The 23,224-nt window shown below is 35.2% G+C and carries 25 protein-coding genes; 15 read left to right on the forward strand and 10 right to left on the reverse strand.

Annotated features, from left to right (window positions below):
* Positions 1-7 precede the first annotated feature (7 nt).
* From truA to MKX78_RS00905, 6 genes are all read left to right on the forward strand, one after another.
* Positions 8-769, forward strand: a complete 762-nt coding sequence (gene truA, locus MKX78_RS00880) for a tRNA pseudouridine(38-40) synthase TruA (protein WP_341052683.1) — start codon at positions 8-10, stop codon at positions 767-769.
* Between the two features lie 203 nt (positions 770-972).
* Positions 973-1,410 carry a 50S ribosomal protein L13 gene (rplM, locus tag MKX78_RS00885; RefSeq protein WP_095371192.1) on the forward strand — a complete coding sequence of 146 codons (438 nt, stop codon included), beginning with the start codon at positions 973-975 and terminating at the stop codon, positions 1,408-1,410.
* Between the two features lie 22 nt (positions 1,411-1,432).
* On the forward strand, positions 1,433-1,825 hold the full coding sequence (rpsI, locus tag MKX78_RS00890; RefSeq protein WP_095371191.1) for a 30S ribosomal protein S9: 393 nt from the start codon (positions 1,433-1,435) through the stop codon (positions 1,823-1,825).
* Positions 1,826-2,108: 283 nt separating this feature from the next.
* Complete coding sequence (locus tag MKX78_RS00895) at positions 2,109-2,609, forward strand: peptidoglycan recognition protein family protein (RefSeq protein ID WP_322910599.1); 501 nt, start codon at positions 2,109-2,111, stop codon at positions 2,607-2,609.
* Entirely contained in the window at positions 2,570-3,043 is a 474-nt protein-coding gene (locus MKX78_RS00900) for a hypothetical protein (RefSeq protein ID WP_341049346.1), read from the forward strand. The genes MKX78_RS00895 and MKX78_RS00900 overlap by 40 nt, the downstream gene beginning before the upstream one ends.
* Before the next feature lie 60 nt (positions 3,044-3,103).
* Positions 3,104-4,063, forward strand: coding sequence for a hypothetical protein (locus MKX78_RS00905; protein ID WP_341049348.1), 960 nt, complete (start codon positions 3,104-3,106; stop codon positions 4,061-4,063).
* A gap of 1,502 nt (positions 4,064-5,565) precedes the next feature.
* On the opposite strand, the gene MKX78_RS00910 is transcribed toward MKX78_RS00905, so the two are convergent.
* The 5 genes from MKX78_RS00910 to MKX78_RS00930 form a co-directional block, all read right to left on the reverse strand.
* Entirely contained in the window at positions 5,566-6,261 is a 696-nt protein-coding gene (locus MKX78_RS00910; protein WP_341049350.1) for an ABC transporter permease, read from the reverse strand.
* Positions 6,254-7,177: an ATP-binding cassette domain-containing protein gene (locus tag MKX78_RS00915; RefSeq protein WP_307316890.1), complete on the reverse strand. Its 924-nt coding sequence runs from the start codon at positions 7,175-7,177 to the stop codon at positions 6,254-6,256. Before MKX78_RS00915 ends, MKX78_RS00910 begins: the two co-directional genes overlap by 8 nt.
* A gap of 16 nt (positions 7,178-7,193) precedes the next feature.
* The gene (locus MKX78_RS00920) at positions 7,194-8,393 is read right to left on the reverse strand and encodes an MFS transporter (RefSeq protein WP_307316886.1); all 1,200 of its coding nucleotides are present in this window, start codon (positions 8,391-8,393) and stop codon (positions 7,194-7,196) included.
* Positions 8,394-8,551: 158 nt separating this feature from the next.
* Positions 8,552-9,493, reverse strand: coding sequence for a sensor histidine kinase (locus MKX78_RS00925; protein ID WP_307316884.1), 942 nt, complete (start codon positions 9,491-9,493; stop codon positions 8,552-8,554).
* 1 nt (position 9,494) lies between these two features.
* Positions 9,495-10,193, reverse strand: coding sequence for a response regulator transcription factor (locus tag MKX78_RS00930; RefSeq protein ID WP_307316883.1), 699 nt, complete (start codon positions 10,191-10,193; stop codon positions 9,495-9,497).
* A gap of 756 nt (positions 10,194-10,949) precedes the next feature.
* On the opposite strand from MKX78_RS00930, the gene sigY reads away from it, so the two are divergent.
* From sigY to MKX78_RS00965, 7 genes are all read left to right on the forward strand, one after another.
* Positions 10,950-11,480 (forward strand): RNA polymerase sigma factor SigY, encoded by a 531-nt coding sequence (sigY, locus tag MKX78_RS00935; protein WP_095371100.1) that lies wholly within the window; start codon positions 10,950-10,952, stop codon positions 11,478-11,480.
* The gene (locus MKX78_RS00940) at positions 11,467-11,811 is read left to right on the forward strand and encodes a YxlC family protein (RefSeq protein WP_307316881.1); all 345 of its coding nucleotides are present in this window, start codon (positions 11,467-11,469) and stop codon (positions 11,809-11,811) included. Before sigY ends, MKX78_RS00940 begins: the two co-directional genes overlap by 14 nt.
* 297 nt (positions 11,812-12,108) lie before the next feature.
* The gene (locus MKX78_RS00945; RefSeq protein ID WP_095371097.1) at positions 12,109-12,312 is read left to right on the forward strand and encodes a PLD nuclease N-terminal domain-containing protein; all 204 of its coding nucleotides are present in this window, start codon (positions 12,109-12,111) and stop codon (positions 12,310-12,312) included.
* On the forward strand, positions 12,312-13,217 hold the full coding sequence (locus tag MKX78_RS00950) for an ABC transporter ATP-binding protein (protein WP_307316876.1): 906 nt from the start codon (positions 12,312-12,314) through the stop codon (positions 13,215-13,217). Before MKX78_RS00945 ends, MKX78_RS00950 begins: the two co-directional genes overlap by 1 nt.
* Positions 13,214-13,993 (forward strand): ABC transporter permease, encoded by a 780-nt coding sequence (locus tag MKX78_RS00955; protein ID WP_307316875.1) that lies wholly within the window; start codon positions 13,214-13,216, stop codon positions 13,991-13,993. The genes MKX78_RS00950 and MKX78_RS00955 overlap by 4 nt, the downstream gene beginning before the upstream one ends.
* Positions 13,994-14,326: 333 nt before the next feature.
* The gene (locus MKX78_RS00960; RefSeq protein ID WP_341049362.1) at positions 14,327-15,067 is read left to right on the forward strand and encodes a CPBP family intramembrane glutamic endopeptidase; all 741 of its coding nucleotides are present in this window, start codon (positions 14,327-14,329) and stop codon (positions 15,065-15,067) included.
* Between the two features lie 235 nt (positions 15,068-15,302).
* On the forward strand, positions 15,303-15,779 hold the full coding sequence (locus MKX78_RS00965; protein ID WP_095371093.1) for a DinB family protein: 477 nt from the start codon (positions 15,303-15,305) through the stop codon (positions 15,777-15,779).
* Between the two features lie 303 nt (positions 15,780-16,082).
* On the opposite strand, the gene MKX78_RS00970 is transcribed toward MKX78_RS00965, so the two are convergent.
* The 4 genes from MKX78_RS00970 to MKX78_RS00985 all read right to left on the reverse strand — a co-directional run bounded on the left by MKX78_RS00970 (position 16,083) and on the right by MKX78_RS00985 (position 20,379).
* Entirely contained in the window at positions 16,083-16,817 is a 735-nt protein-coding gene (locus MKX78_RS00970) for an SDR family NAD(P)-dependent oxidoreductase (protein WP_095371091.1), read from the reverse strand.
* Between the two features lie 245 nt (positions 16,818-17,062).
* Positions 17,063-18,085 carry a zinc-dependent alcohol dehydrogenase family protein gene (locus MKX78_RS00975; RefSeq protein ID WP_445662668.1) on the reverse strand — a complete coding sequence of 341 codons (1,023 nt, stop codon included), beginning with the start codon at positions 18,083-18,085 and terminating at the stop codon, positions 17,063-17,065.
* A 113-nt stretch (positions 18,086-18,198) separates the two neighbouring features.
* Positions 18,199-18,585 carry a penicillinase repressor BlaI gene (gene blaI / locus MKX78_RS00980; protein ID WP_095371090.1) on the reverse strand — a complete coding sequence of 129 codons (387 nt, stop codon included), beginning with the start codon at positions 18,583-18,585 and terminating at the stop codon, positions 18,199-18,201.
* Complete coding sequence (locus MKX78_RS00985) at positions 18,586-20,379, reverse strand: BlaR1 family beta-lactam sensor/signal transducer (protein WP_341049368.1); 1,794 nt, start codon at positions 20,377-20,379, stop codon at positions 18,586-18,588.
* A gap of 113 nt (positions 20,380-20,492) precedes the next feature.
* On the opposite strand from MKX78_RS00985, the gene bla reads away from it, so the two are divergent.
* Positions 20,493-21,380 (forward strand): class A beta-lactamase, encoded by an 888-nt coding sequence (bla, locus tag MKX78_RS00990; RefSeq protein WP_307316863.1) that lies wholly within the window; start codon positions 20,493-20,495, stop codon positions 21,378-21,380.
* 153 nt (positions 21,381-21,533) lie between these two features.
* Here bla and MKX78_RS00995 read toward each other — a convergent pair whose 3' ends face one another.
* Positions 21,534-22,271 (reverse strand): SDR family NAD(P)-dependent oxidoreductase, encoded by a 738-nt coding sequence (locus MKX78_RS00995; protein ID WP_095371087.1) that lies wholly within the window; start codon positions 22,269-22,271, stop codon positions 21,534-21,536.
* A 183-nt stretch (positions 22,272-22,454) separates the two neighbouring features.
* Here MKX78_RS00995 and MKX78_RS01000 point away from each other — a divergent pair, with 183 nt between their 5' ends.
* Positions 22,455-23,054, forward strand: coding sequence for a TetR/AcrR family transcriptional regulator (locus MKX78_RS01000; RefSeq protein WP_307316861.1), 600 nt, complete (start codon positions 22,455-22,457; stop codon positions 23,052-23,054).
* Positions 23,055-23,224: the final 170 nt, after the last annotated feature.

Below are 23,224 nucleotides of genomic sequence, written 5' to 3' on the forward strand. Positions count from 1 at the left end.
AGGGCATATCATGAGAATCAAATGTATTATCGCTTACGATGGCACAGGCTTTGCGGGCTATCAAGTACAACCGAATAAACGGACTGTCCAGAGGGAGCTAGAATCAGCACTTACGAAGCTGCATAAGGGCAGTGAAGTGAAAGTCGTTGCTTCTGGCCGCACGGACGCTGGTGTTCATGCGGTGGGTCAAGTAATTCATTTCGATAGTCCTTTGCAGTTGCCTGAGGAGCGGTGGCCAGCTGCTTTGAATTCTATTCTGCCGAATGATGTTGTAGTAGAGGAAGCGGCCTATGTAGCAGAGGACTTCCATGCGCGATATCATGCTATAGGTAAGGAGTATCGCTACCGATTAATACGTACGAAGAAAAGCAACCCTTTTTTGCGACATTATGCTTATCAGTATTCCTTTCCAATAGATGTGGAGCGTATGCGCGAAGCCATCCCGTATTTATTAGGAGAACATGACTTTACGAGCTTTTGTTCAGCAAGGTCTGAAGTGGAAGATCGCGTGCGGAACATCTATGGGATTTATATTGAGGAACATGATGATGAGCTACTGTTCCGTTTTGTTGGTAACGGGTTTCTTTATAATATGATTCGCATTTTAATGGGAACCTTACTAGAGGTTGGTAAGGGCGAGCGTGAGCCACATGAAATAGAGAAGATTTTAGCGAAGAAAAACCGTATCTATGCTGGGAAAACGGCACCTGGTCATGGCCTGTATTTATGGCAAGTCTATTACGATGAAAATATTGCTAATGATAAGTAAAGAGCGTCATTTGCTGGATTTGCGAGAAAAAATTCTTAAAACAACTAATCCAGGTGTAACATCGACTTGACAATCAGCTGGTAAAGTTATATTATAGCATATGGTATTATTATTAAAACCACGATAAGCCCCGGAATCTTATTGTGTAAGAATATATGAAACCAAAAATGATTATAATGGATTTAATTTAGGAGGGAAAACCGATGCGTACAACGTTTATGGCGAATGCAAACAATATCGAACGTAAATGGTACGTAGTTGATGCTGAAGGCAAAACTCTTGGACGTCTTGCTAGTGAAGTAGCATCAATTCTACGTGGTAAACATAAACCAACTTATACACCACATGTGGATACTGGTGATCATGTAATTATCTTGAACGCTTCTAAGATCGAATTAACTGGTAAGAAGCTTACTGATAAAATTTACTACCGCCACAGCATGCACCCTGGTGGTTTAAAAACTAGAACTGCTAATGAAATGCGTACAAACTACCCTGAGAGCATGTTAGAGCTTGCTATTAAAGGCATGCTTCCAAAGAACTCTCTTGGTCGTCAAATGTTTAAAAAATTACATGTTTACGCTGGTAGCGAACATGCGCACCAAGCACAACAACCAGAAGTTTACGAACTTCGTGGATAATTAATTAGGGGAGGTTATTAACTTGGCACAGGTTCAATATACTGGTACTGGTCGCCGTAAGAGCTCAGTAGCTCGCGTACGTTTAGTCCCTGGCGACGGTAAAATCGTTATCAATGGTCGTGAAATCAATGAATATATCCCGTTTGCAGCTTTACGTGAAGTTGTTAAACAACCACTAGTAGCTACTGAAACAGTAGGAAGCTACGACATTCTTGTAAATGTTAAAGGTGGTGGATACACTGGTCAAGCTGGCGCAATCCGCCACGGTATCGCTCGTGCGTTACTTCTAGCTGATCCAGAATACCGTCCAACACTAAAACGCGCTGGACTATTAACACGTGACGCTCGTATGAAAGAACGTAAAAAATACGGTCTTAAAGGCGCTCGTCGTGCACCTCAGTTCTCAAAACGTTAATATACCAACGTTTCAAGACCCTCGAACAGATTTGTTCAAGGGTCTTTTTTGATGAGAAAAATAGCTTTTGACCTAATTTTGACCTAATTTATTCTAATTCCATAAATTTAAGGAAGTTTTCAGCGGTTTTTTGAGACATTGTTTTTGAGACATGAGTATATACATTCATTATTGAAAGGCTAAACAACAAAAGGCTTGGTTAGAAAAAGGAGATAAATTATAAGGCTGTCCAATAGGGCAGTCTTTTTTATTTCCACATAAAAATAAAAGGAGTGTTAATAAAATGGCAGGATTATTAGATATACCAAAATTTGTGGACTTTAGAAACGAAGTAAAAAGGCACCCGAGATTAAAATTTCCTGTATTGAGTTTAAAAGGTAAAACAACATTAGCCATTCATCATAGTTTAACTAAGCAAGGGCTTGGGGGTTCTAATGCTGAAGGCTATGCGAGATATCATGTAGATACACACGGTTGGCCAAGCATTGGTTATAGCTATGTAATTGAGCCTGATGGGACAATCAAATTTTGTAATGACATTGAATTAAGGACTTATCATGTAGGTGATCACAATAATTATGCGATTGGCATCTGTTTAACAGGGGATTTCAGAAGTGAAAAACCTACAAAAAAACAAGAGGAAAGCTTGCGCAACTTAGTTGCTACGTTACAAAAAAATACCCTCATATTAAATATGTTAAAGGACACAATGAATTCAGTGGATATGCTTGGAAAGAGTGCCCAGTGTTTGATTACAAGGCTGTTTTGGCTAATAAATCAGTAGTTGCAAAACCCGTGCATTCAAAGCCTGTTTCGAAGCCAGCAGCCAAGCCGTCAGGGGAATATAAAGGAAGTAGTATTGTTGATTACCTAAAATCAAAAGGAATCAATTCCTCATTTAACAATCGAAAGAAACTTGCTTCTCAGCACGGCATCAAGAATTATTCAGGCACTCCAGCACAAAACTTAACATTGCTTGAAAAAATGAAGAAAAAAGGTACAACTCAAACGAGTAAATCAGCCAAAAAAGGCGATATGAAAACAACTAGCGTGGTTGATTATTTGAAGTCAATTAATGTTGATTCTTCATTTGCAAATCGAAAAAAGCTTGCTTCTAAATACGGAATTAAGAATTATAAGGGAACACGGGACAAAATACTGAATTACTTAGCGAATTATGGAAGTAGTAAGGATTTTACAAAAAAACGTGACTATTGAAGGAAGGATAACTTACTTTGAAGAATAGTAATATATATAAAATATTTTGGGGGTAAAAAGTTGAAATACAAATTTATTACTATTCTTCATAGATTAAAATTAGAAAACATACTTAATAAGGGTAAGGAACTCATTCCAGGAACAAGAATATCAAATGGTGAAAAGGAAAGGAATGAAATTTTAAATAGTGATCTTTTAAGGTGGACTGCAGGGTCACATTCAGTTGATGAATTTAATGATACAGTTTATTTTTATAAGTATGGTGTATGTAAGGATATAAAAACTTTCGATGAAATGGACAATAAGGGCTCAAATATGACATTTACATTTTTGAGAGATGCACAAGAATTTGTAAACAGTCTATGGAGGATAAAGGATAATGGGGTTTATGTAAGGGATGGTTTTTTAATTGCATATGAAAAAGAGATCCAAGATGGACGAACTTATAAAGCGTCTTTAACAGAGACTTTCAAGCGTGCTGATGGCAAACAAATTGATGATATTTTCACAATGAAAGAAATTGAAGAGGCCATTCATACATATACTCCTTTTTCTTTAGATGAGGTAGATGAGGAAAGTTTTGGCGGGAAATTGCCTGATACATCTCTTTTCTATAAAAGTGGTGATCCAGGAAGGTTAGTGAAAGCTTTTTATTTTACACTTGTAGCTAGAACAAGTTTTGCTTTACCTATGAAGATAGTTTTCTATTGCACAGCACTCGAATGTTTATTTAGTACTTCAACAACTGATTTAACACATAGAATATCGGAAAGAGTCGGGATTATGATAGGCACTTCTCAAGATGAAAAAATTGAATTATATAAGTTTATAAAGAAAGTTTATGGTTTTAGGTCCACGATTATACATGGATCGAGTATAAAAAGTAATGATCAGGAACTTATTTCTTACTCTACAAAGTTAGATGAGATTCTAAGACAATTAATTTCTGCCGAGCACGAAGTTTTTTCGAAGAATAATGATGAAATGGATAAATTTTTCTTAGAACATATCTTTATGTAGTTAAAAGCCCTTTCATTGAGGGCTTTTATAGTTTTAAATATCTTTAACCATTATAGATAGTTATTTTTCCTCTGAATTTTTTCCTGTCCCAGTTAAAACAAAGAAAGGAACAGTATTTTCTTCTTCATCATTCTTTATAAGATGTTTAAAGTATGTATTAGGTATGATAATTTGCGCTGAATGAAAACTTTTTAAAACTATTGGTAGTTTGGTACTTTCTTTTAAATATTCTTCAGAATGGGTAAACTCATATGGAGTAAAGAGTATACGTCCTTCCTTACTGAATAGGCATTTAACCAAAATGAATAATTTAGACGGATAGTAGATGTTCCTTTTATTAATAATAATTAGTTGTATTAAATCTGATAATGTATCTCTTGGGAAAAAATAAATCTTCGATTAATACATCCCTATGACCCGTATTTTGTATCTTGATAGTCCTCACAATACCATACTTCTCGTAATAATCCCCACCGATAGTACTGTCAATCAAAGTAATACGTTCTCTTCTCTCTACCTTAGATAAATATAAAGAAACAAGAACAGCTAGAAATGTCGATATTGCTGCAATAGATGTCCAATCAATTACATTTAGTTTAATTACTATGGAAAGAATCATGATGTCACCTCAAATTGTAATATGAAAAGTTATAATACTATATACTTCTTTTGTGAGGTGAAAATTCCTTCTTCATGATTTTAAAAAATAACTCTTCTCAAATGAGATAGGATTACGATTTCAAATAGTTTTCTTCATTAATTTTTTTCTTTGCTTCTGAGATAGTACCTTTAAAGGTTTTTCCGGTACACTTAATACTTAAACCTCCTGTTTTAGCAACAACTGTGACCTTATTCTCAGTTGCAGAAATATGATAAGTAACACCACTTTCAATAAAACCTAAAGGCTCAAATTTAAAATATAATTACCCCATTTCTAACTATAATATTACTATGTTAAAGTTCTAAAGTCCTTTTAGATAAAAATCCAACAAATACTCACATTTATTCCTAATCCTTGGATTAAAATAATTATGCTGCTCATCATATCCTTTATATTGAAACTCATACATAGTAAAAAAGGATGGTTATGGCAAAGGCATATATTAATCCTAATTCTACTAACGGGGAGGTTTAGTAGAAAAGGAATTTTTTAAGAGATTTTTCTTTTAATGCAGAGCCAGTATAAAAATTAGTATAATTAGAGGTGAAGCATATTTAAATATGGTGACCTTATCGAAGTAACTCACATCAAATTATCAATGAGTTTTATTAGCTTGGAGTGTTGTTAGGAAGAGAGGCAAAAGAAAACTCTGAACTCGATATAGTGTTTTATCTCTTATAAATAGCTTTTTTATTTGAATTATTGGAAAGTTAGGTTCTCGATATCAGAGAAGGAGCCCGTCAAATTTACTTTATATTTCATTGGGGTACCTTAAAACTGGGCAAATTAAATAGGTTCATCTATCCGTAAGGACGTATCCTCCCAAGCTTCGGGTCCCTTATTAAGTGATAATATCTCCATTATCTATATTTTTAATGGCAATAATGGCAGTTGCTAATCCTATTAACGAGAGAGTAATAGGTGTGATAATAATTGAATATAATGAAAACCCATTTATATTTTGACTTATGATTAGAGAGACAAAGAAGGCTGAAACGATTGTAGCTGGGACCGAATATTTTTTTAATCCAAAGTAAAGTGGAATTAAGCTAATTAAGCTCGCAGCCAATGCATTGAATACTACCTTTCCAAAGGAATTGATAATGATTGTGGCACTTAACGGTTCAGGAATAACATTTGTAAAAGAATTAAACAAGTAAAATCCGCTTCCCACTATAATAAAAGAGAAGATAATAGCAAAGAAAGTAAACAAAACCGTTACAAGTAACTTTGCTATTAGAATGGTTCTTCGTTTAATAGGATACATAAAAAGGACATTAATTGTCTTATTTTTATACTCACTTATAACAATTTGAGACAAAAGTACAGCCGCAAAAATGATAAATGTGACTCTTATTATTGTTTCTATAATCTCCATAGCCATATAATGACTTGTCATGACCTGAATTCCTTGATTCGTTTCAACATAAGCGATTAGACATATTAGAAAAAGGATGACAATATTGGCAATTAGCGCACCTTTCACATACTTTGTTATTTCAAATTTTTGCATTTCTAATTTCATAAGCTTAAGCACTGACTCCACCACCATTCAATAATGTAAAGAAGTAATCCTCTAATGAACTGCTTTTATGATAAATAGATTCAATCACTACTCCGTGTTTAAATAGGACTTCTGAAATGACACCTTGGGGTACTCCCAAATCATAAACGCGTATGGTTAGTGAATCTAGCATCTTAGTATTTGTAATCTTTAAATGGTGTTCTAGTATCAAAGCTACTTTTGCGGAATCTTTGGTCACGATTTCTATATAGTCTTTATTATTTTCTCTGACTTTTTCCATCGGAATTTCTTCCATTAGCTTTCCCTGTATTATAACGCCAATCTTATCAGCAATATGTTCAATTTCTGCTAGAATATGACTTGAGATAAAAATGGTTATTCCATATTCTTTATTTAGCTTTTTAAACAATTTCCTTATCTCTTTAATGCCAACAGGATCTAATCCATTAATCGGTTCATCTAGTATAAGTAATTCAGGTTTTGTCATGATTGCTCGTGCGATTGCTAATCTTTGCTTCATTCCCATTGAAAATTCCTTTACTGGCTTAGCTCCAGTGTTTGTCAACTTGACCATCTCTAATGATTCGTTAACAGCATTCTTATTATGATATCCCATATATTCGCAGTGAAGTTCTAAATTTTTTCTTGCACTTAGCTTCTCATAAAAGACCGGTTGTTCAATAATTGCCCCTATCTTGCCTAAAACTTGATAGGAATTAGATGATAATGCCTTTTCAAATAAATCTATTTCCCCACGAGTCGGTTTGATTAAATTTGCGACCATCTTCATCACTGTCGTTTTCCCGGCACCGTTTGGTCCTAAAAAACCATAAATTTCTCCTTTATTAACCGTAATATTCACATTAGAGATGATCTCTTTTTCATTAAAAACCTTTGTTAATTCACGGGTTTCTATAATTCTATTCATGAATCTGTTCCTCCCTTCATTCCTTAACGATTTCGGTTTGTTTACTGGTCATGGATTTTTGCCAACCGCCTGTAATAATAATTGTCATTACAATGAAAACAGTACTTAATATAAATGGATAAAAAACATTCACATCATAAACAACTCCTGCAATTGTTGGACCTAATATGTTGCCAAAACTCATATATGCATTGTTCAATCCCATCGCAAATCCTTGATTTTCTCCTGCAAGTCTTGAAATAAGTGCATTAACTACTGGTCTCAAAATCGATGTCGCAAGGAAAATGATTAATGTAATTCCAAAAAATAGATAAAATTGATTTACTATTAATGATAGGAAGAAACCAAGTGCCGCTAGACCTAAAAATAAATGAATGGTCTTTAATTCTCCTAATTTTCGAACGATTTTTTCTACGAAGAGTAATTGCACGAGGACACTAACTAATCCTGTTGAAGTAATCATAATTGCGATTTGCTGTGGAGATGCATCAAACTGATTCTCCATAAAGAGAGAGAGAATCGATTCATATCCGACTAATCCAAAGCTCATAACTAATGAGATGAGAAGAGGGATGAAGTAGGGTAATTTAACCGATTGAGCTAATTTTGTTCCAATTGACTCCTTTGACTTTATGTCTTTTGTAGATTCATATTCTTGTTTCTTACTTTCTTCCAATAATAAAAAGGAAAAAATGACTGCTGTTATAGAGCTAATGGCTGCGACTAAAAATGGAATTTTGAGGCCGGCATGTGCAAGAAAGCCACCGATTCCAGGTCCAATAACGATGCCAAGTGACATGGCAGCTGATAGAAAACTATGCCCTTTGGCACGTTGTTCCATTGTTGTAATGTCTGCTATATACGCAAAAATCGCTGGAATGAGCATAGCAGCTCCAAGACCGCCAATGACACGGGAAAAATAGTGAATCCAAATAATATCTGTCACATAAAACACAAACATGGAAATGGATAATATACCCAATCCATAGATGATAATTTTTCTTCTTCCATATTGATCAGCCCACTTTCCCGCAATTGGAGAAAAGAATAATTGTGCACCAGCAAAAAAGGCGATTAATAATCCCGCAGCCGTTCCTCCTTGATTAATAGATTGGAGGTATTCTGGTAAGATCGGAATAATAATGCCAAAACTTGCATTCGCAATGAACATATTAACCATCAAAATAACTAGTTTTCTCTGTGCATTTCTAGACATCCAAACTGCTCCTTTCTTTGTATCTTACTTACAGTCTAAGGAGCAAAGTTTCGTTTTCCATTAATTAATCCTTAAGAATTTCTTAAGTTGGAAAATAAATGAAAAAAACAATATAGTTTTTACCATAAAGGAAAGTAATGTCTTAATGATCAATCAAGTTAATTTTGTTCATCCGAGCGTTTTAACGAGAAGAAAAAAACGGTTTTTTGCCAAGGTTTACTGTTAATTTGTATCGTACCTCCTAATTTTTCTACAAGTCGCTTTGTTATTGTAAGTCCAAGACCGCTGCCCTGATAAGATTTATTCCGTGAATCCTCTAGCGTATACAGCCTTTCAAAGACTCGGTCCTGGTATGGCTCATCTATGCCCTTTCCTTTATCCCACACATCGATGTAAATGTCGTCTTCATTTATTCTAATCTTCAAGCCAATCATCTTCCCATCCCCACCATGTACGATTGCATTTGATATGAGATTAGTTAAAATGCGTTTAAGTGCTTCAATGTTCCCTAACACATAAATGGGTTTATCTGGAATGTCAATGTGGACTTCAATGCCTTTTTTGTTGAAAATATCATAGTATTCCAGGAGACTTTTGCGGCAGATATCATTTATTCTTATGCTCGTAAGCGGGACTTCCTTATCCCCCGACTCTAATTTTGCTAAATTGAAAAATTTGTCAATTAGAGTAATCACTTCTACAGATTTGTCATGAATTTTGGTGAGGATTAAATGTCTTTCTTCAGGATCCAAATCAGAATCCATCTGAATCATTTCTATATAACCTAATGTGACTGTTAAGGGAGTTTTTAAATCATGTGAAATATTTGAAATCATTTTCTTCATTGACCATTTAGTGTTTGTATAATTTGCTAAAGCTTTTTTATGCTTTTCTAAAAGCCGGTTCAAATCCACTGTAATATCAATCAATTCTTTGTCATCTGTAAATAACAATATCACTTCATCTGATGATTGGTTGACGATTCGATGTAACTTATTATGAATTTCACGCAAATGTTTTGTTCTTGTTCTACTCATTTGATATTGAGCGTAAATGATAGCTACCAAAATGACAATTGTACCTATATATAAAATAGTCATGTTAGTTACTCACCCATTTGTAGCCAATTCCCCATAATGTTTTTATATATTTGGGGTTGGATGGTTCATCTTCAATTTTTTCTCTTAACCTCCGAATATGACCATTAATAACGTTATCATTTCCGAAATAATGTTGTTGCCAAACAAGGTTATACAAATCATCCTTTGTAAAAACCCGGTTTGGATTGGTGATAAATAACTTCAGCAATTCAAATTCCTTTGATGTTAGTTTAATTTCTTCATTTTCCTTATTTACAGAATAATTATGTAAGTCCACAGTAAGTTGACCAAAAGTAAAGATTTGATGGAGTATTGGTTCGGTATCATTTGCATATTTAGTTACCCTTCTAATACTTGCTTTAATTCTTGCTGAAAATTCTACAAGTGAAAATGGTTTAGATAAATAATCATCAGCTCCAAATCCCAAGCCCAATGCCTTATCAACATCAGTGTCTTTCGCTGAAATGATTAATATTGGTATAGTGCTCCTCTCTCGAATCAACTTTATCGCTTCAATACCATCTAATTTTGGCATCATAATATCAATGACGATTAAATCAATATCTTCACTTAAAAAAAGGGCTAATCCCTCTTCTCCGTTAAAAGCGGTTAAAACAAAATATCCTTCCTTTGATAGAAATTTCTCTAACATTTCACTGATAGAAGGGTCATCATCAATAAGTAATATACGGTATGGCATCTTATCCTCCTTACTAACTTACAAGTGTTTTCTATGTTATAAAAGGTAACTTATATTTTTATTCTATAATTTGAAAGACATTCCTCCCCCTTACATGGTCACCTTAATGCGAAAGACACACTTATTTTTATTTATCAAATGCTTATTGAAGGGGTCTGACCATATTTCTCTATAACTAACCTTTGGTAGCTTAATAGTTTTCGGAAAAATAGTACTTATCTCTCCTTGATAACGTACTAGGTGGAAGATATTAACTTTACAAAGAGATTAGTCGAAGTTGGAAATGACTAGGTATCGAAGTGCTTAATAGTAAATAGTGACAACAGGTTTACTAGCCTGAAAGGGGTTATATTTTAAAGGGAGAAACAACTCCCTTTTTCTTCAAGGTAGCTTTTGTATCTGTTGTTTAAAGGTATGATTATTAGAGTTAATCTATTATTTGAATATGAACTCATTGCAAATTGAGTTATTTAATTCAATGAAATTCTAAGGCTTATTCAACTAGGGGGGAAGGTTAGTTAAAGAGGGACATACTTAAGCAAAGTATGTGAGTAGTTTAATCACACTATAATAATTGAACAATTATCTAAACTCGCTGAATGAGCAATATTTGGTTTATGGTCTAATATATACTTTCAAGTCATTTGACAAATACTGTGGCTAAACGTTTTTTTTGTAATTCTTTATTTTAAAAATGAACGATTTCTCCCAGTTAATCGTATTACATATAGATTATTATTGTATGGAGTAGATCTCATGGATGAAAAGGATTTAATTCAAAAGGCGAAAAAAGGAGATACATTGGCGCTTTCGAAACTGCTACAACAGAATTATTCGTTTCTCGTAAAGTATTTAATGAAAGTTACCCTTCATCCACAAGTCGCAGAAGATTTAACGCAAGAGACGATGGTGAAGTGTATTGAAAAAATCCAACTGTATAATGGTGAATCCAAGTTTTCCTCATGGCTCATCACGATCGCAACGAACCTTTTCATCGATCAACAGCGGAGAAAGAAGCTGGAGAAAAACTGGCTAGAGCATGAACAAGCGCTCCGAAAAATGAAATGGAATGTAGCAAATATGAATGAAGAATGGGCAGATGTACTTGATATACTTGCCCAAATTGATGAAGAAATACGTATGCCAATCGTATTAAAGCATTATTACGGATATTCATATGGGGAAATTGGGAAAATGATGGGTCTAGCAGAAGGAACAGTAAAATCTCGAGTGTCAAATGGTCTAAAAAATGTACGAAAGGAGTTGGCTGATCTTGAAGGAGAATGATTCTAAAAATAGTAATTCTATGTTGGATGATGAAGATGAATTAACGGTTAAGCAATTAACAGATGGTTTAGAAAAACTGGACCAATGGAATCCAGTATCTACTCCAAACTTACAATGGTTTCAACAGAATGTTGAATTAGAGAAAAAAAGAATACGAAAAAAACAATGGAAAGACCTTCTCACGTTTATCTCTGTTGCAGTATTAGTGCTTTCAGTTGTGATTGCTGTCGTTTATCGCCAGCCAATTCTTTTTCTTTATTTTCAGCTTGTGGGGGTTATCTTACTGCCCGTCGCTCTTAACAAAACTAGAAAGAAGGTCAGTAATGAATGAACTCAAATGAACTAAGTAGCATATCGCTTTGGTTATGGCTCGTGATTGCGTTCATTCTGATTTGCCAGAGCTCGTGGATGTTTTGGGACGCGCGAAAGAGAGGACACAATGCTTGGCTATGGGGCTTCTTAGGTCTTATTCAATTTCCAACGTATCTTATTATCTATCTTATTTTTGCAAGGAAAATATTTAAAAGAAAGGTCTCAGGATCAAATTCCTGAGATTTTTTTTTCGTGAGTGAACGAATAGGCAAACGTAATCGTATTAAGGATAAATAAACAGTTTGGAGGAGAAAAAATGAATGAACTGTTAAATGGAATCCCATGGGGAGCGTTTGCGCCAATTATTGTCTTACAATTAATTCTTATGATTATCGCATTAGTTTCTTGTATTAAAGAAGAAAAAACGAACGGACCAAAATGGTTGTGGATTCTTGTTATTCTCTTTATCGGCATAATAGGGCCAGTGCTTTATTTCGTTGTTGGAAGGAGAAATGATTAATGGAATTATTAAAGGCAAGCGATTTAGTAAAAAGTTTTGGAAATACGAATGCTGTTAAAGGAATCAATTTTCATATTGAAGAAGGCAGGTGCGTTTCATTACTTGGACCAAATGGAGCAGGAAAAACAACAACATTAAAAATGCTATCCGGATTGTTGGCACCGACTTCAGGTAGTATTGATTTTAAAGGGGAAAAACCAAAGGATTTAAGGCCGTATATTGGGTATTTACCTCAATATCCTGCTTTCTATAATTGGATGAGCGGAAAGGAGTTTCTTGTTTTTGCAGGACAATTGGCAAAAATGAATCGTAAGGAAGCAGAAAAACGGAGTGAGGAATTACTTGAACGAGTGGGTCTAACGAATGCAAAAAAAAGGAAAATAGGGGGTTATTCTGGTGGAATGAAGCAGCGCCTCGGATTGGCACAGGCACTCATTCATCGTCCGAAATTACTTATTTTAGATGAGCCTGTTTCTGCACTCGACCCACTTGGGAGACGGGAAGTGTTGGACATGATGAGAGAGATTAAAGAGGAAACAACCATTCTTTTCTCAACTCATGTCCTTCACGATGCAGAAGAAATAAGTGATGACATTCTTATCATGCATGCTGGGGAAATTGCGATATCAGGTAGCCTGGGAAGGGTAATGGAGGAATATCGGCAACCTATTTTACAAATCGAATTCGAATCACCGGCTGTTGATTGGCTAAAGAGCATAGCGAGTTATAGCTTTGTATCTGAAGTAGACATTCAAGGTAATAAAACCAGCATCGTATTAAATGATATGGTAAATGGAAAGCAAACATTATTAAAAGATATCGTGGATAGAAAACTTCCGATTCGTAAGTTCGAGATTTCTCAAACAACATTAGAAGATTTATTTGTCAAGGTGGTGAAGGCATGACGCAATGGACTGTTCTTTATCAAAAAGAAATAACGGAAATGGTGCGGAATTATAAAATTTTATGGATTCCAATTGTGTTTATTTTGCTAGGTGTTATGCAGCCGGTTAGTTCGTATTATATGCCGGAGATTTTGGACACTTTTGGGGGTCTTCCAGAAGGTACAATCCTTGAAATGCCTACTCCAACTGGGGCAGAAGTATTAATGAATGTTCTATCTAATTATGGGATGCTCGGTGTACTTATTCTTGTTTTGAGTGCAATGGGTATCGTTTCCGAAGAAAAACAAAGTGGAGTAGCAGCTATGGTCATGATTAAACCAGTTTCTTATTCCTCATATATATTATCTAAATGGGCTGGGTTACTTACAATTACATTCGTTTCATTGCTTATTGGATATGTAGCTTCTTGGTATTATACGAGTTTACTCATTGAAACAGTCGCTTTTGAGCGCGTTTTTCAAAGTGTAGTGATCTATAGCATATGGTTAGTTTTTGTTGTTACATTGACGCTTTTTTTTAGTACGATAATGAAAGGAAATGGAGGAGTTGCTTTTGTTACAATATTTGTGGTCTTTGCCATTTCGACAGTTACATCCCTTCTAGGAAAGTATTTGAAATGGAGTCCGGCCACGATGACTGAGCACACAGGACAGGTCTTGCTGTCAGGAAAACTAGATTCTAGTTTCTTGTTAGCTTTTATTACAACTATTGTTATTATTATCGTCGTACTCATCGCATCTGTACAAATATTTAAGCGAAAAGACTTATTGGAATAAAGAATCCTTTTTCATACATTTTTATCCATATAAAACTTCGCAAAATGGTATAAACTTGTTATATCAATGTTAACCCTCTTTGTTCTTAATGAGCAAGGAGTTTTTTTAAGTCTAATTAAGGATTTGAAGGGCTCTAGAATCAAGGATAAATAATTATATTGTGCAATCTTGCAAGAGCATGTAACAACAGGGGAGGAGCAAGGAGGGTATTAATGTCATTTTTAAATCATCCAATCTAAGTACAATTCATTTACCTAATATTAAATTTCCTCTTGTATCTCACGTAACGTGAGTTGTTAATATTAATTCACAATCTATCAAGGAGGATAAATTATGGAAATTGGATTTTGGCTTATTTTAATTACCTTATTGCTTTATGATCCGATTGTTGGATACTTAGACTTTCAGAAATTTAAAAAGGATGTACGGATAAAAGAGCATGCAAGATTAAAGTACTACTACAAAATAATATATGGATTATGGATACCCATCATTTTCATGCTTGGCCTGGTTTTACTGACAGAACTGTCTTTAGGGCAAATAGGATTCACATCACTGAAACTTAATACTTCTGTTTTAGGTAATGTTTTCAGTTACATCATTTTAACCTTAGGAGTATTTTATCTTTGTTTAGTTTTGTACTATATAATTGGTTACTATTTAAGTTCTAAGATTAGGCGTGAACTATCCATAAAAAAAGCGGGGGAAATGGAGAATTATGAGTTTACTCCGATATTGCCAGTTAATGATAAAGAGAAAAAAGTGTGGAATTTTGTATCATTGAGTGCGGGGATAACGGAAGAAGTTCTTTATAGAGGTTTCTTAATTTTTGCACTATCCTATTTATTTCCTGATTTATCAATATGGGGAGTCATTATTGCCGCATCTTTTATATTTGGATTAGCACATACCTATCAAGGGGTTTGGGTAGGAGTTGTAAGAACTACTATTATAGGTTTATTATTTTCTTGCCTATATATTGTTTTAGGATCAATTATTCCACTAATTATTTTACACTTCTTAATTGATTATCTTGCTAAATTAGGTGATCAAGGTCATGCTGTTGCGAAATGAGTGAGGGATGTTACCCCTAATTACTGTTATGGCAGCTTGTAACTAAAAAATTTGGAGTAGGTGTTAGATGAAACAAAGGGGAAACGTAACAGGATTCAATATTCATTTTCTCGCTTGAATGATAAAAGGAATCGCCCTATGTTTCCTTTTTTTAATGTCAAGTTAGTTTTAGGAGGAAAAATATATTAAATGCCGAACTAATTATATTAAATAATACACAAAAAGGAGAAGAGTCATGAAAGAAGGTCAATTGGTACTTTTTAATCAGTTAGAAGCTTATCGACAAGATTTATTGGATAGTATAAGTGGGGTAAGTGCAGAGGCAGCTGAGATTGTACCCAACCATTTTAATAATAATATTAGATGGAATATGGGACATGTATATCTAGATCAGTATTTATGGATTGAGACTTTAACAAAGGAGAAAACGGAGGCTCCAGAATCTTTCCGAAAATGGTTTGGATATGGTACAACACCGGATCATTTTTCTATGGAGACACCTTCTTATATCGAACTAAAAAAATTGTTGGAGGAACAACCTAAGAGGTTGAAGGAGAGCTATGGACATCGTTTAGAAGAATTATTTTCTCCCACTGAAATGGGGATGCGAACGATTGAACAAGTGTTAATTCGGACCATCTTTCACGAGGGAATACATTTGCAAGCTATAAATGACATAAAAAAATGTTTATATTTGCATGAAGCGATATAAACCCTTAAAGGAAACTGGTGTAGAAGGAAAGGATCTTCCTAAGAAAGTCGGCATCAAGTGGAAACAAAGAGGTAGCTTATGCAGCCCCTTTGTTTTTTTGTGGAAAATAAACGCTGTAAAAAATGTAGTAAAGCCAAAGGTTGTTTCATGCTTGGTGAGATAAACTTTTTCCTTCACAAACGGGGTTGAGCAATTCAGTCAGACAAAAGAGGCTCTATGAAGTTACTATTAGTTCATAGAGAAAATTACAAACATGACGATAGGAACTTCTTTAACAAACGCATTTCTCATCAAGAAGTGTAACTACCTTAGATATCCACCATTATTTATATCGAAAGTTGCCCCAGTATAATGCTTTGCTCTATCTGATAATAAGAAGACAACAGTATCAGCCACATCTACAGGGAGGACAGGTGTATGAATGAGTTGCTGTTTTAGATAATTCTCTTTTCTCCAATCAGGAATCGTATCCATCATTGGAGTAGTAACCATAGTAGGAGCAACAGCATTTACTCGGATATATGGTGAGAAATTTAATGCACAGCTTTTAGTTAAACCTAATATAGCAGCTTTTGATAACCCATAAATTGCATCTGAACTGCCTTCCATTCCAGATACGGAAGACATATTAACAATAACTCCCGGGCGCTTGCTTTGAAGCAACTTTTTACCGAACATTTGTGAGAAATAAATAAACCCTTTAACGTTTATATCCAAGACTTTATCCATTTCATCTACTTGATAATCCAGTATATTTTTCGCCAAATACACCCCTGCATTATTTACTAATCCATCTACATCTGTATGTGCTTCTTCAACATGTTCAAAGAATTTAGCGACCTCTTCATAGTTACTTACATCTAACTGATATGTATGTAGAACATAGTGATTAGCCATGGATTCTTTTAATTCATATAAAGAATGTTCATTAATATCGCATGCAATTACTGAAACTCCCTCATGTAAGCATTGTTTAACAATTTCTTTCCCTATTCCAGAAGCCGCTCCTGTTACGATTACTTTCTTAGTTTTAAGCACTTATTATAGCCCCTCTCTTTACATGGTTACTCTAGACAGTATTATTTATCCAAATAACTATTTCCTTCTTTTTAGGTCAATTTATTGGTATCTATTAGTGGCTTTGTCGTATTGATTATATTGGGTCTTATTCAACATATGAGAAATAATAAAAAATACAAGTAGTCCTTCAAGTGCATTGTCATAATGAAAAGAGTCGAATGAACGTTGTTGTTCATTCGACCCTTTTTTAGATTCAATACTTATCAGTTGATTAGAAAAACCTTTCCTTTACGATTTCGATAAGACTCTACAAAATTGACTGCTTCTTTTACTTTTATCAAGTCGAATTGAGCATCTGCATTCTGGAGTTTTAACTTTTTATTAGTGATTAAGGCTATCAGGTGATTAAATGTTTCTTGCCAAGTACTTATCGAAACTCTATTATTCCAATGTCGTAAATGAAATATTTTGGCGTTTACTTTTGCCTTATTTATGATTTGTGCCCAGTCTACTTGAATTCCTGATAATAGTCCTATAGTTAAAAAGGTTCCAGTTGGGTGAACGCTAAATGCTAAATTAGTGCCTGCAGGACCTCCTATTGAATCAATGGCTGCTTTGGCCCCGAGTCCATTGGTTAATTCCATCACTGTTTCATGCAATGGGTTGACAGAGGTGTTTATAACATAAGAAGCACCGAGTCTTAGTAAATCTTTTGAGTATTTCTCATTTCTTGTTACAGCTATTAATCGGAAGCCTATTACTTTAGATAATTGAGCAAAAATATGCCCAATCGAAGAACCACATGCGTTTACCAATAAGACATCATTTGGACTTAATTTTAATTCTTCCACACATATCACCCAGGCTGTTATTGGGTTTATATACACCTGAGCAGCTGTAAAGTCATCAATAGAATCCGGTATCGGCACGGTAAAGTCTGCTGTTGTTTTCACAAACTCTTGCCAAGTACCTTCACCTCGTAAAGGTAAGACACGCTTACCAATAAGGTTTTGAGATACTAATGGACCAACCTCTTCTACAATACCTACGCCCTCATAACCAGGAATATTAGGTAACGGAATACGGTGAGAATATGCACCTTTAATGGGAATTAAATCAGAAGGGTTCATTGGTCTTGCTATCATACGTACAAGCACTTCATTATCCTTAGGAGTGTGGATACTTTTATATTCAATTTTTAGTACGTCTTCGGGATTACCAAATTCATAGAACTTAATACACTTTGCTTCCAAAACAGTAATTCTCCTTTTCCATAATCTCAACATTGCTATGGCGCTAATAATCATTCAGACCCTTTTATTATCATGGTGTATTTGAAAATAAAAGACACCAGAAACCCCAAAATTGTAGGACGCGTTTCTAGTGTCTTCATCCTTTCCTATTCCTTCCCTTCAGGTTTCTCATTCAATATCGAACGCAGTTCTTTGATGTCTTTGTCTGATAATTTATCGTCTTGGATAAAGTGGACGAGCATGGATTTGAGTGTGCCGCCGTAGATGCGTTGGATGAATGATTGTGTTTCTGCCTTTTGGCACTCTTCTTGGGAGTAGAGTGGGGAAAAGGTGTACACTTTCTGGCTCTTGTCGACAGCTACGACTGACTTTTGGACGAGACGGTCGAGCAATGTTCTGATGGTCTTTGGTTTCCAATCAGTATTTTTTTGTAAAGATTGGATGATATCGTTAGCTGTTCGTGGTGAGTGATCCCAAAGGACATTCATGATGGCCCATTCGGATTCTGAGATATTCGGTAATGTTTCCCCCATTTATTGTGCCTCCTTGCTTTCGTAAATCCCTAATTCTTTCAAAATATCTCTCGTGATTTGTATTGCCTTTTGCCCATCTGGTTCTCCTTCGTCTTGAATATTTGTGGCAAAGAAGTAGGTAGTTTGCTTTGTTTCGACGTAACCTATAAACCAACCGTTTTTGTTTATACCATTAATGGTTCCTGTGCCTGTTTTTCCATATAAGCGGTAACCTGTGTGGCTTTCAATTAATAGTGCATCTTGCACCTTGGCTGTATGCTCCTTTTTAAATCCTAATTGATGATGATAAAAAGATTGCAAGAGCTCGACTTGTTCAACTGGTGAAATCTTCAAGGATGATTCATTCCAAAAGTCTTTTACGCCTCCTGAAGTATCGGTGTTGCCATAATGTATACGTTGAAGATTTGTTTGTAACGCTTCCTCACCAGCCATCGTATCTAAGCGTTGGAAATACCAATTAACTGAGTTTTGTAGAGCAGAAGTTAAGTTGTGATCTTGATTCCAAGCCGCAAAAGGTTGGTTTCTGCCATCCCATGAAAGGGTGGAAGCTTCCTCCATAATGTACCCTGCATCTAATGCAAATAAAGCACTATAGATTTTATAAGTAGAATCAGGTGAGATCCGCTTCATGCCATTCTCGCGGTTATGAATGACGTATTGATTTTTCGCTTCATCATAAAGGACGAAACTTCCTTCAAACCCTTGAAAGAAAGGTGAGAGATTTCGCTCAATGATGCTCTCGTTTTGAAAGTCATATGTCTCTTCTGCTCCGATTTCGAGTGCAGATACGAAAGGTAGCTGAGCAATTAAGATAAAGAGAGTTAAAGTATAGAAGCATACTGTTTTTTTAAATGAGTATGCTTTTTTTGTACGAAAAGCAGCAATACGCTCGATTCGTTCTTTCATTTGTCGTTTGCCACTTGTGAATTCTGCGGTTAGTGGCAGCTTCCTTTGCATAGTAGATGCGAAATTAATCATTGTATGCCCATAACGAACGACAGCTTTGTCATGGTAGAGTAACTGTAAAACTGCCTCATCACAAGCCATTTCTCTATCGGCTTTCATTCTTTTTGAGGCAATCCAGATGAGCGGGTTGAACCAGTAAATGACCTGGAAGAAAATCATCACATAGTTTGTAAGTAAATCTTTATTTTTATAATGACTTAACTCATGTAGAAAGATATTTTCATAGTCCGTCATGGTTAACCAGCTTTGCTCTTTTTTTGGGATGACAACGACACTATGAAAAAGGCCAAAAATGAGTGGTGAGTGAGTCTCGGTTGAATAGCGGACGTCGATAGTTCTTTTAATCCCTAGTCTTTTTTTACATGATAGAAAAAGAGCCTTAATATTTGGGTCTTCAACTGGTTGTGTTTGGGCCTTCAACCTTTTAAGTGCGAAAAAGCTAATCAAAAGTAAAGATAGTAACACAAACACACCGAGTAGCCATAGAATCATGAGCGGTACATTTAAGAAAGAGAAATCAATCCTTTGAACCGAAACAGAGAAATCTTTAATGAATTCGTTTGTCATTACACCTTGTTTTTCTTCAATTGCCACTGTTGTACCTTCCTTTTGTAATTCCGGAATTTGCGGTTGTGCGGAAAACAAAGAAGGTAATGGTATAGGGCATAAAGGAATGAGCAGTGTTAGGAAAAGCAATATCCACAAGTGGTTAAGTGATTGTGCTTTTATTTGGTTTTTCATCCAATTACGTATAAGTAGGATGGTAAGGATTGAAAAAGTGGAAATGATCAACCCGTTGAGAAAGAAACTTATAAAGATCTCGCCCACCTCCTTTTTTTAAAAAAAATTTGACAATTAGGATTACATATGTAATATTGTACTACAGATGTAATCAGACTACAAATGTAATCTGGTATTAAATTTTAGGGAGTGGTTTTTGGATGAAAAAAATGATTGTTGGTTTATTTGTTGCTATGTTATTACTCGTCGGTTGTTCTAAAGAAAATGAAGTGAATGGTGGGGAAGTGAAGGCAGAGGATGTGTCGTCTGGCAAGTTTGCTCAGTTAGAAGAAAAGTATGGTGCTAAATTAGGTGTATACGCTATTGATACAGGTAATGAAGAAACGGTTGCCTATCAAGAAGACGAACGGTTTGCGTATGCCTCGACATTTAAGGCGTTAGCGGGGGCGGTTTTATTAAAGGAAAACCCGATATCAATCTTAGATGAAAAAAGAATGTACACAAAAGAAGACCTTGTTACCTATTCACCGATTACAGAAAAATATGTCGATGAAGGAATGACATTAAGGGAGATTGCGAAAGCAGCTATGCAGTATAGCGATAATACAGCGGGAAATTTATTGTTTGCAGAATTAGGTGGACCAGATCAGCTTGAGGAAGCACTAAGAGCGATCGGTGATGATGTGACAGAGATGGACCGGTTGGAGACAGAATTAAATGAAGCCACTCCTGGGGATACGAGAGATACTAGTACCCCTAAAGCATTGGCAACAAATTTAAGAATACTTGGATTAACGGATGAATTATCGGAAGAAAAAAGAGAAATTTTTCAGGAGTGGTTCAAAGGAAATACAACTGGTGATACCTTGATTAAATCAGGAGTACCAACAGATTGGATCGTTGGTGATAAAAGTGGTGCCGCATCTTATGGTACAAGAAATGATATCGCGATTGTATGGCCGCCTAATGATGAACCAATTGTGATTGCCGTATTGTCGAATAAGCAGGAAAAAGAAGCCGAATATGATGATCAATTGATTGGAGAAGCAACCGAGATTGTGCTTGAAACATTGACTCAAGTGAATTGAGATCAAAAAGTGTTATTGGGAATAAACTGCCTAGATAAAATTGATTGTTCATAGCTGTTTTACAGTAGAAAATATGTCATTTCTGTCCCTGCATCATCATAAAAAAACCCATTCTGACCATAAGTCAAAATGGGTTTCTTACTTTATTTATAATTATTGTGCTGTGTATCCACCATCAATAATTAGGCTGTTACCAGTCATGAAAGAAGAATCATCGCTAGCCATAAATAATACTGCTTTTGCCATTTCTTCTGGTTTACCTAAACGATTCATTGGTGTAGCAGCAGTTAAACCTTGTCTATCTGCTTCTCCAAGAATTGGTGTATCGATAAATCCTGGGCAAAGCGCATTTACACGGATATTGCGTGCTGCATACTCTAAGCCAAGCGAACGAGTTAAGTTCACGACACCTGCTTTGGCAGCGTTATATGCCGCACTTCCAGGTGAGCCAACCCAACCATACATAGAAGCTGTATTGACAATAACACCGCTTCCTGTTTTTAAGAATTCTTTAATAGCAGCTTGTGCAACTAAGAATACCCCATCTAAGTCCACTTCTACTGTTTTTCTCCACTCTGCATAGCTTAGCTCTTCAGTTGGTTTTACTGCGCCAATTCCCGCATTATTAAATAAAATATCTACTTTACCGAAAGTATCTAATGCTGTAGTAAAGATATTTTTAACTTCTACTTCACTTGTTACATCAGCTTTAAGGAAAACCGCTTCTGCACCTTGTGATTTTAATTCAGCTTCAAAACTAGCACCTTTTTCTTCGTTCATATCAACAAGGACTAATTTTGCCCCTTCTGAAGCAAATAATTTTGCAGTTGCAGCACCAATACCAGATACTCCCCCAGTAATAACAGCTACTTTATCTTGTAGTTTGCTCATGTTTCTTCCCCCTATTATAATGAATGTGTCAATACACTTAATTGAAAGTGTTTACAAATAAATTATAATACGATGATAGATAGGTTCAATCAGCAATAAAATTGTAATTGTGTATTCATTAGACATATTAGGTATAATTGTCTATAAACCAGCAAAATTTTGTTGCATAAGGAGAAGGAGCGAATGCAAAACAATTGGTCTACCCCAAGAAGAGATCGGACGAAGATGCACCTTCAACAGGCTCTGATTGCCTTAACGAAAGAAAAGGGCTTCCATTCTGTTTCTGTCAAAGATATCGTGCAGTATGCAAAGTATAATCGAAGTACGTTCTATGTTCACTATAAAGATAAATTTGAATTAGCCGATGACCTCTTGTCCACCAATCTAGCGGCGTTAGAAGAATCTTTTGAAAGGCCGTTTAAACTTAAGAGAGAGGTTAGTACAAACCTATTGGATAATAGGTATTTTCATATTATCTCATCCATTTATAACAATCGGGAATTTTATGATTTAATCAATTATGTCGACACCATTCCCGAACTGCATACGAGGTTTCCACAAACAATACTTACGATATATCAGGAGAAGTTTGAATTTAAAACAATTAATGATCTCCCGGTTAATATGGATTACTTTAAGCGATACACAGCATATGGATTTTACGGTTTATTAGCCAATTGGATTAATACAGGCTTCCAGATATCAAAAGAAGAATTGATTAAAGAAATTATCATACTATCTCAGGCGCATATGGCTTCGGTCAAATATTTAGATAAACATTAAAAGTGGCAAAAAAGTAGGCTCCGCTATTACAAGCTTGTTCGGACTATTTTCCTCATGGACCACTTTTTAATTCTTCATCATGTTCAATGATTCACAATCGGGTTATAGTTCTAGTATAACCGCTTGTGCACATTTTCACAAACTAATTTTAATTGATATCCGTTTGGAAA

Source organism: Cytobacillus sp. FSL R5-0569 (assembly GCF_038007265.1).
Lineage (GTDB): Bacteria > Bacillota > Bacilli > Bacillales > Cytobacillaceae > Cytobacillus > Cytobacillus kochii.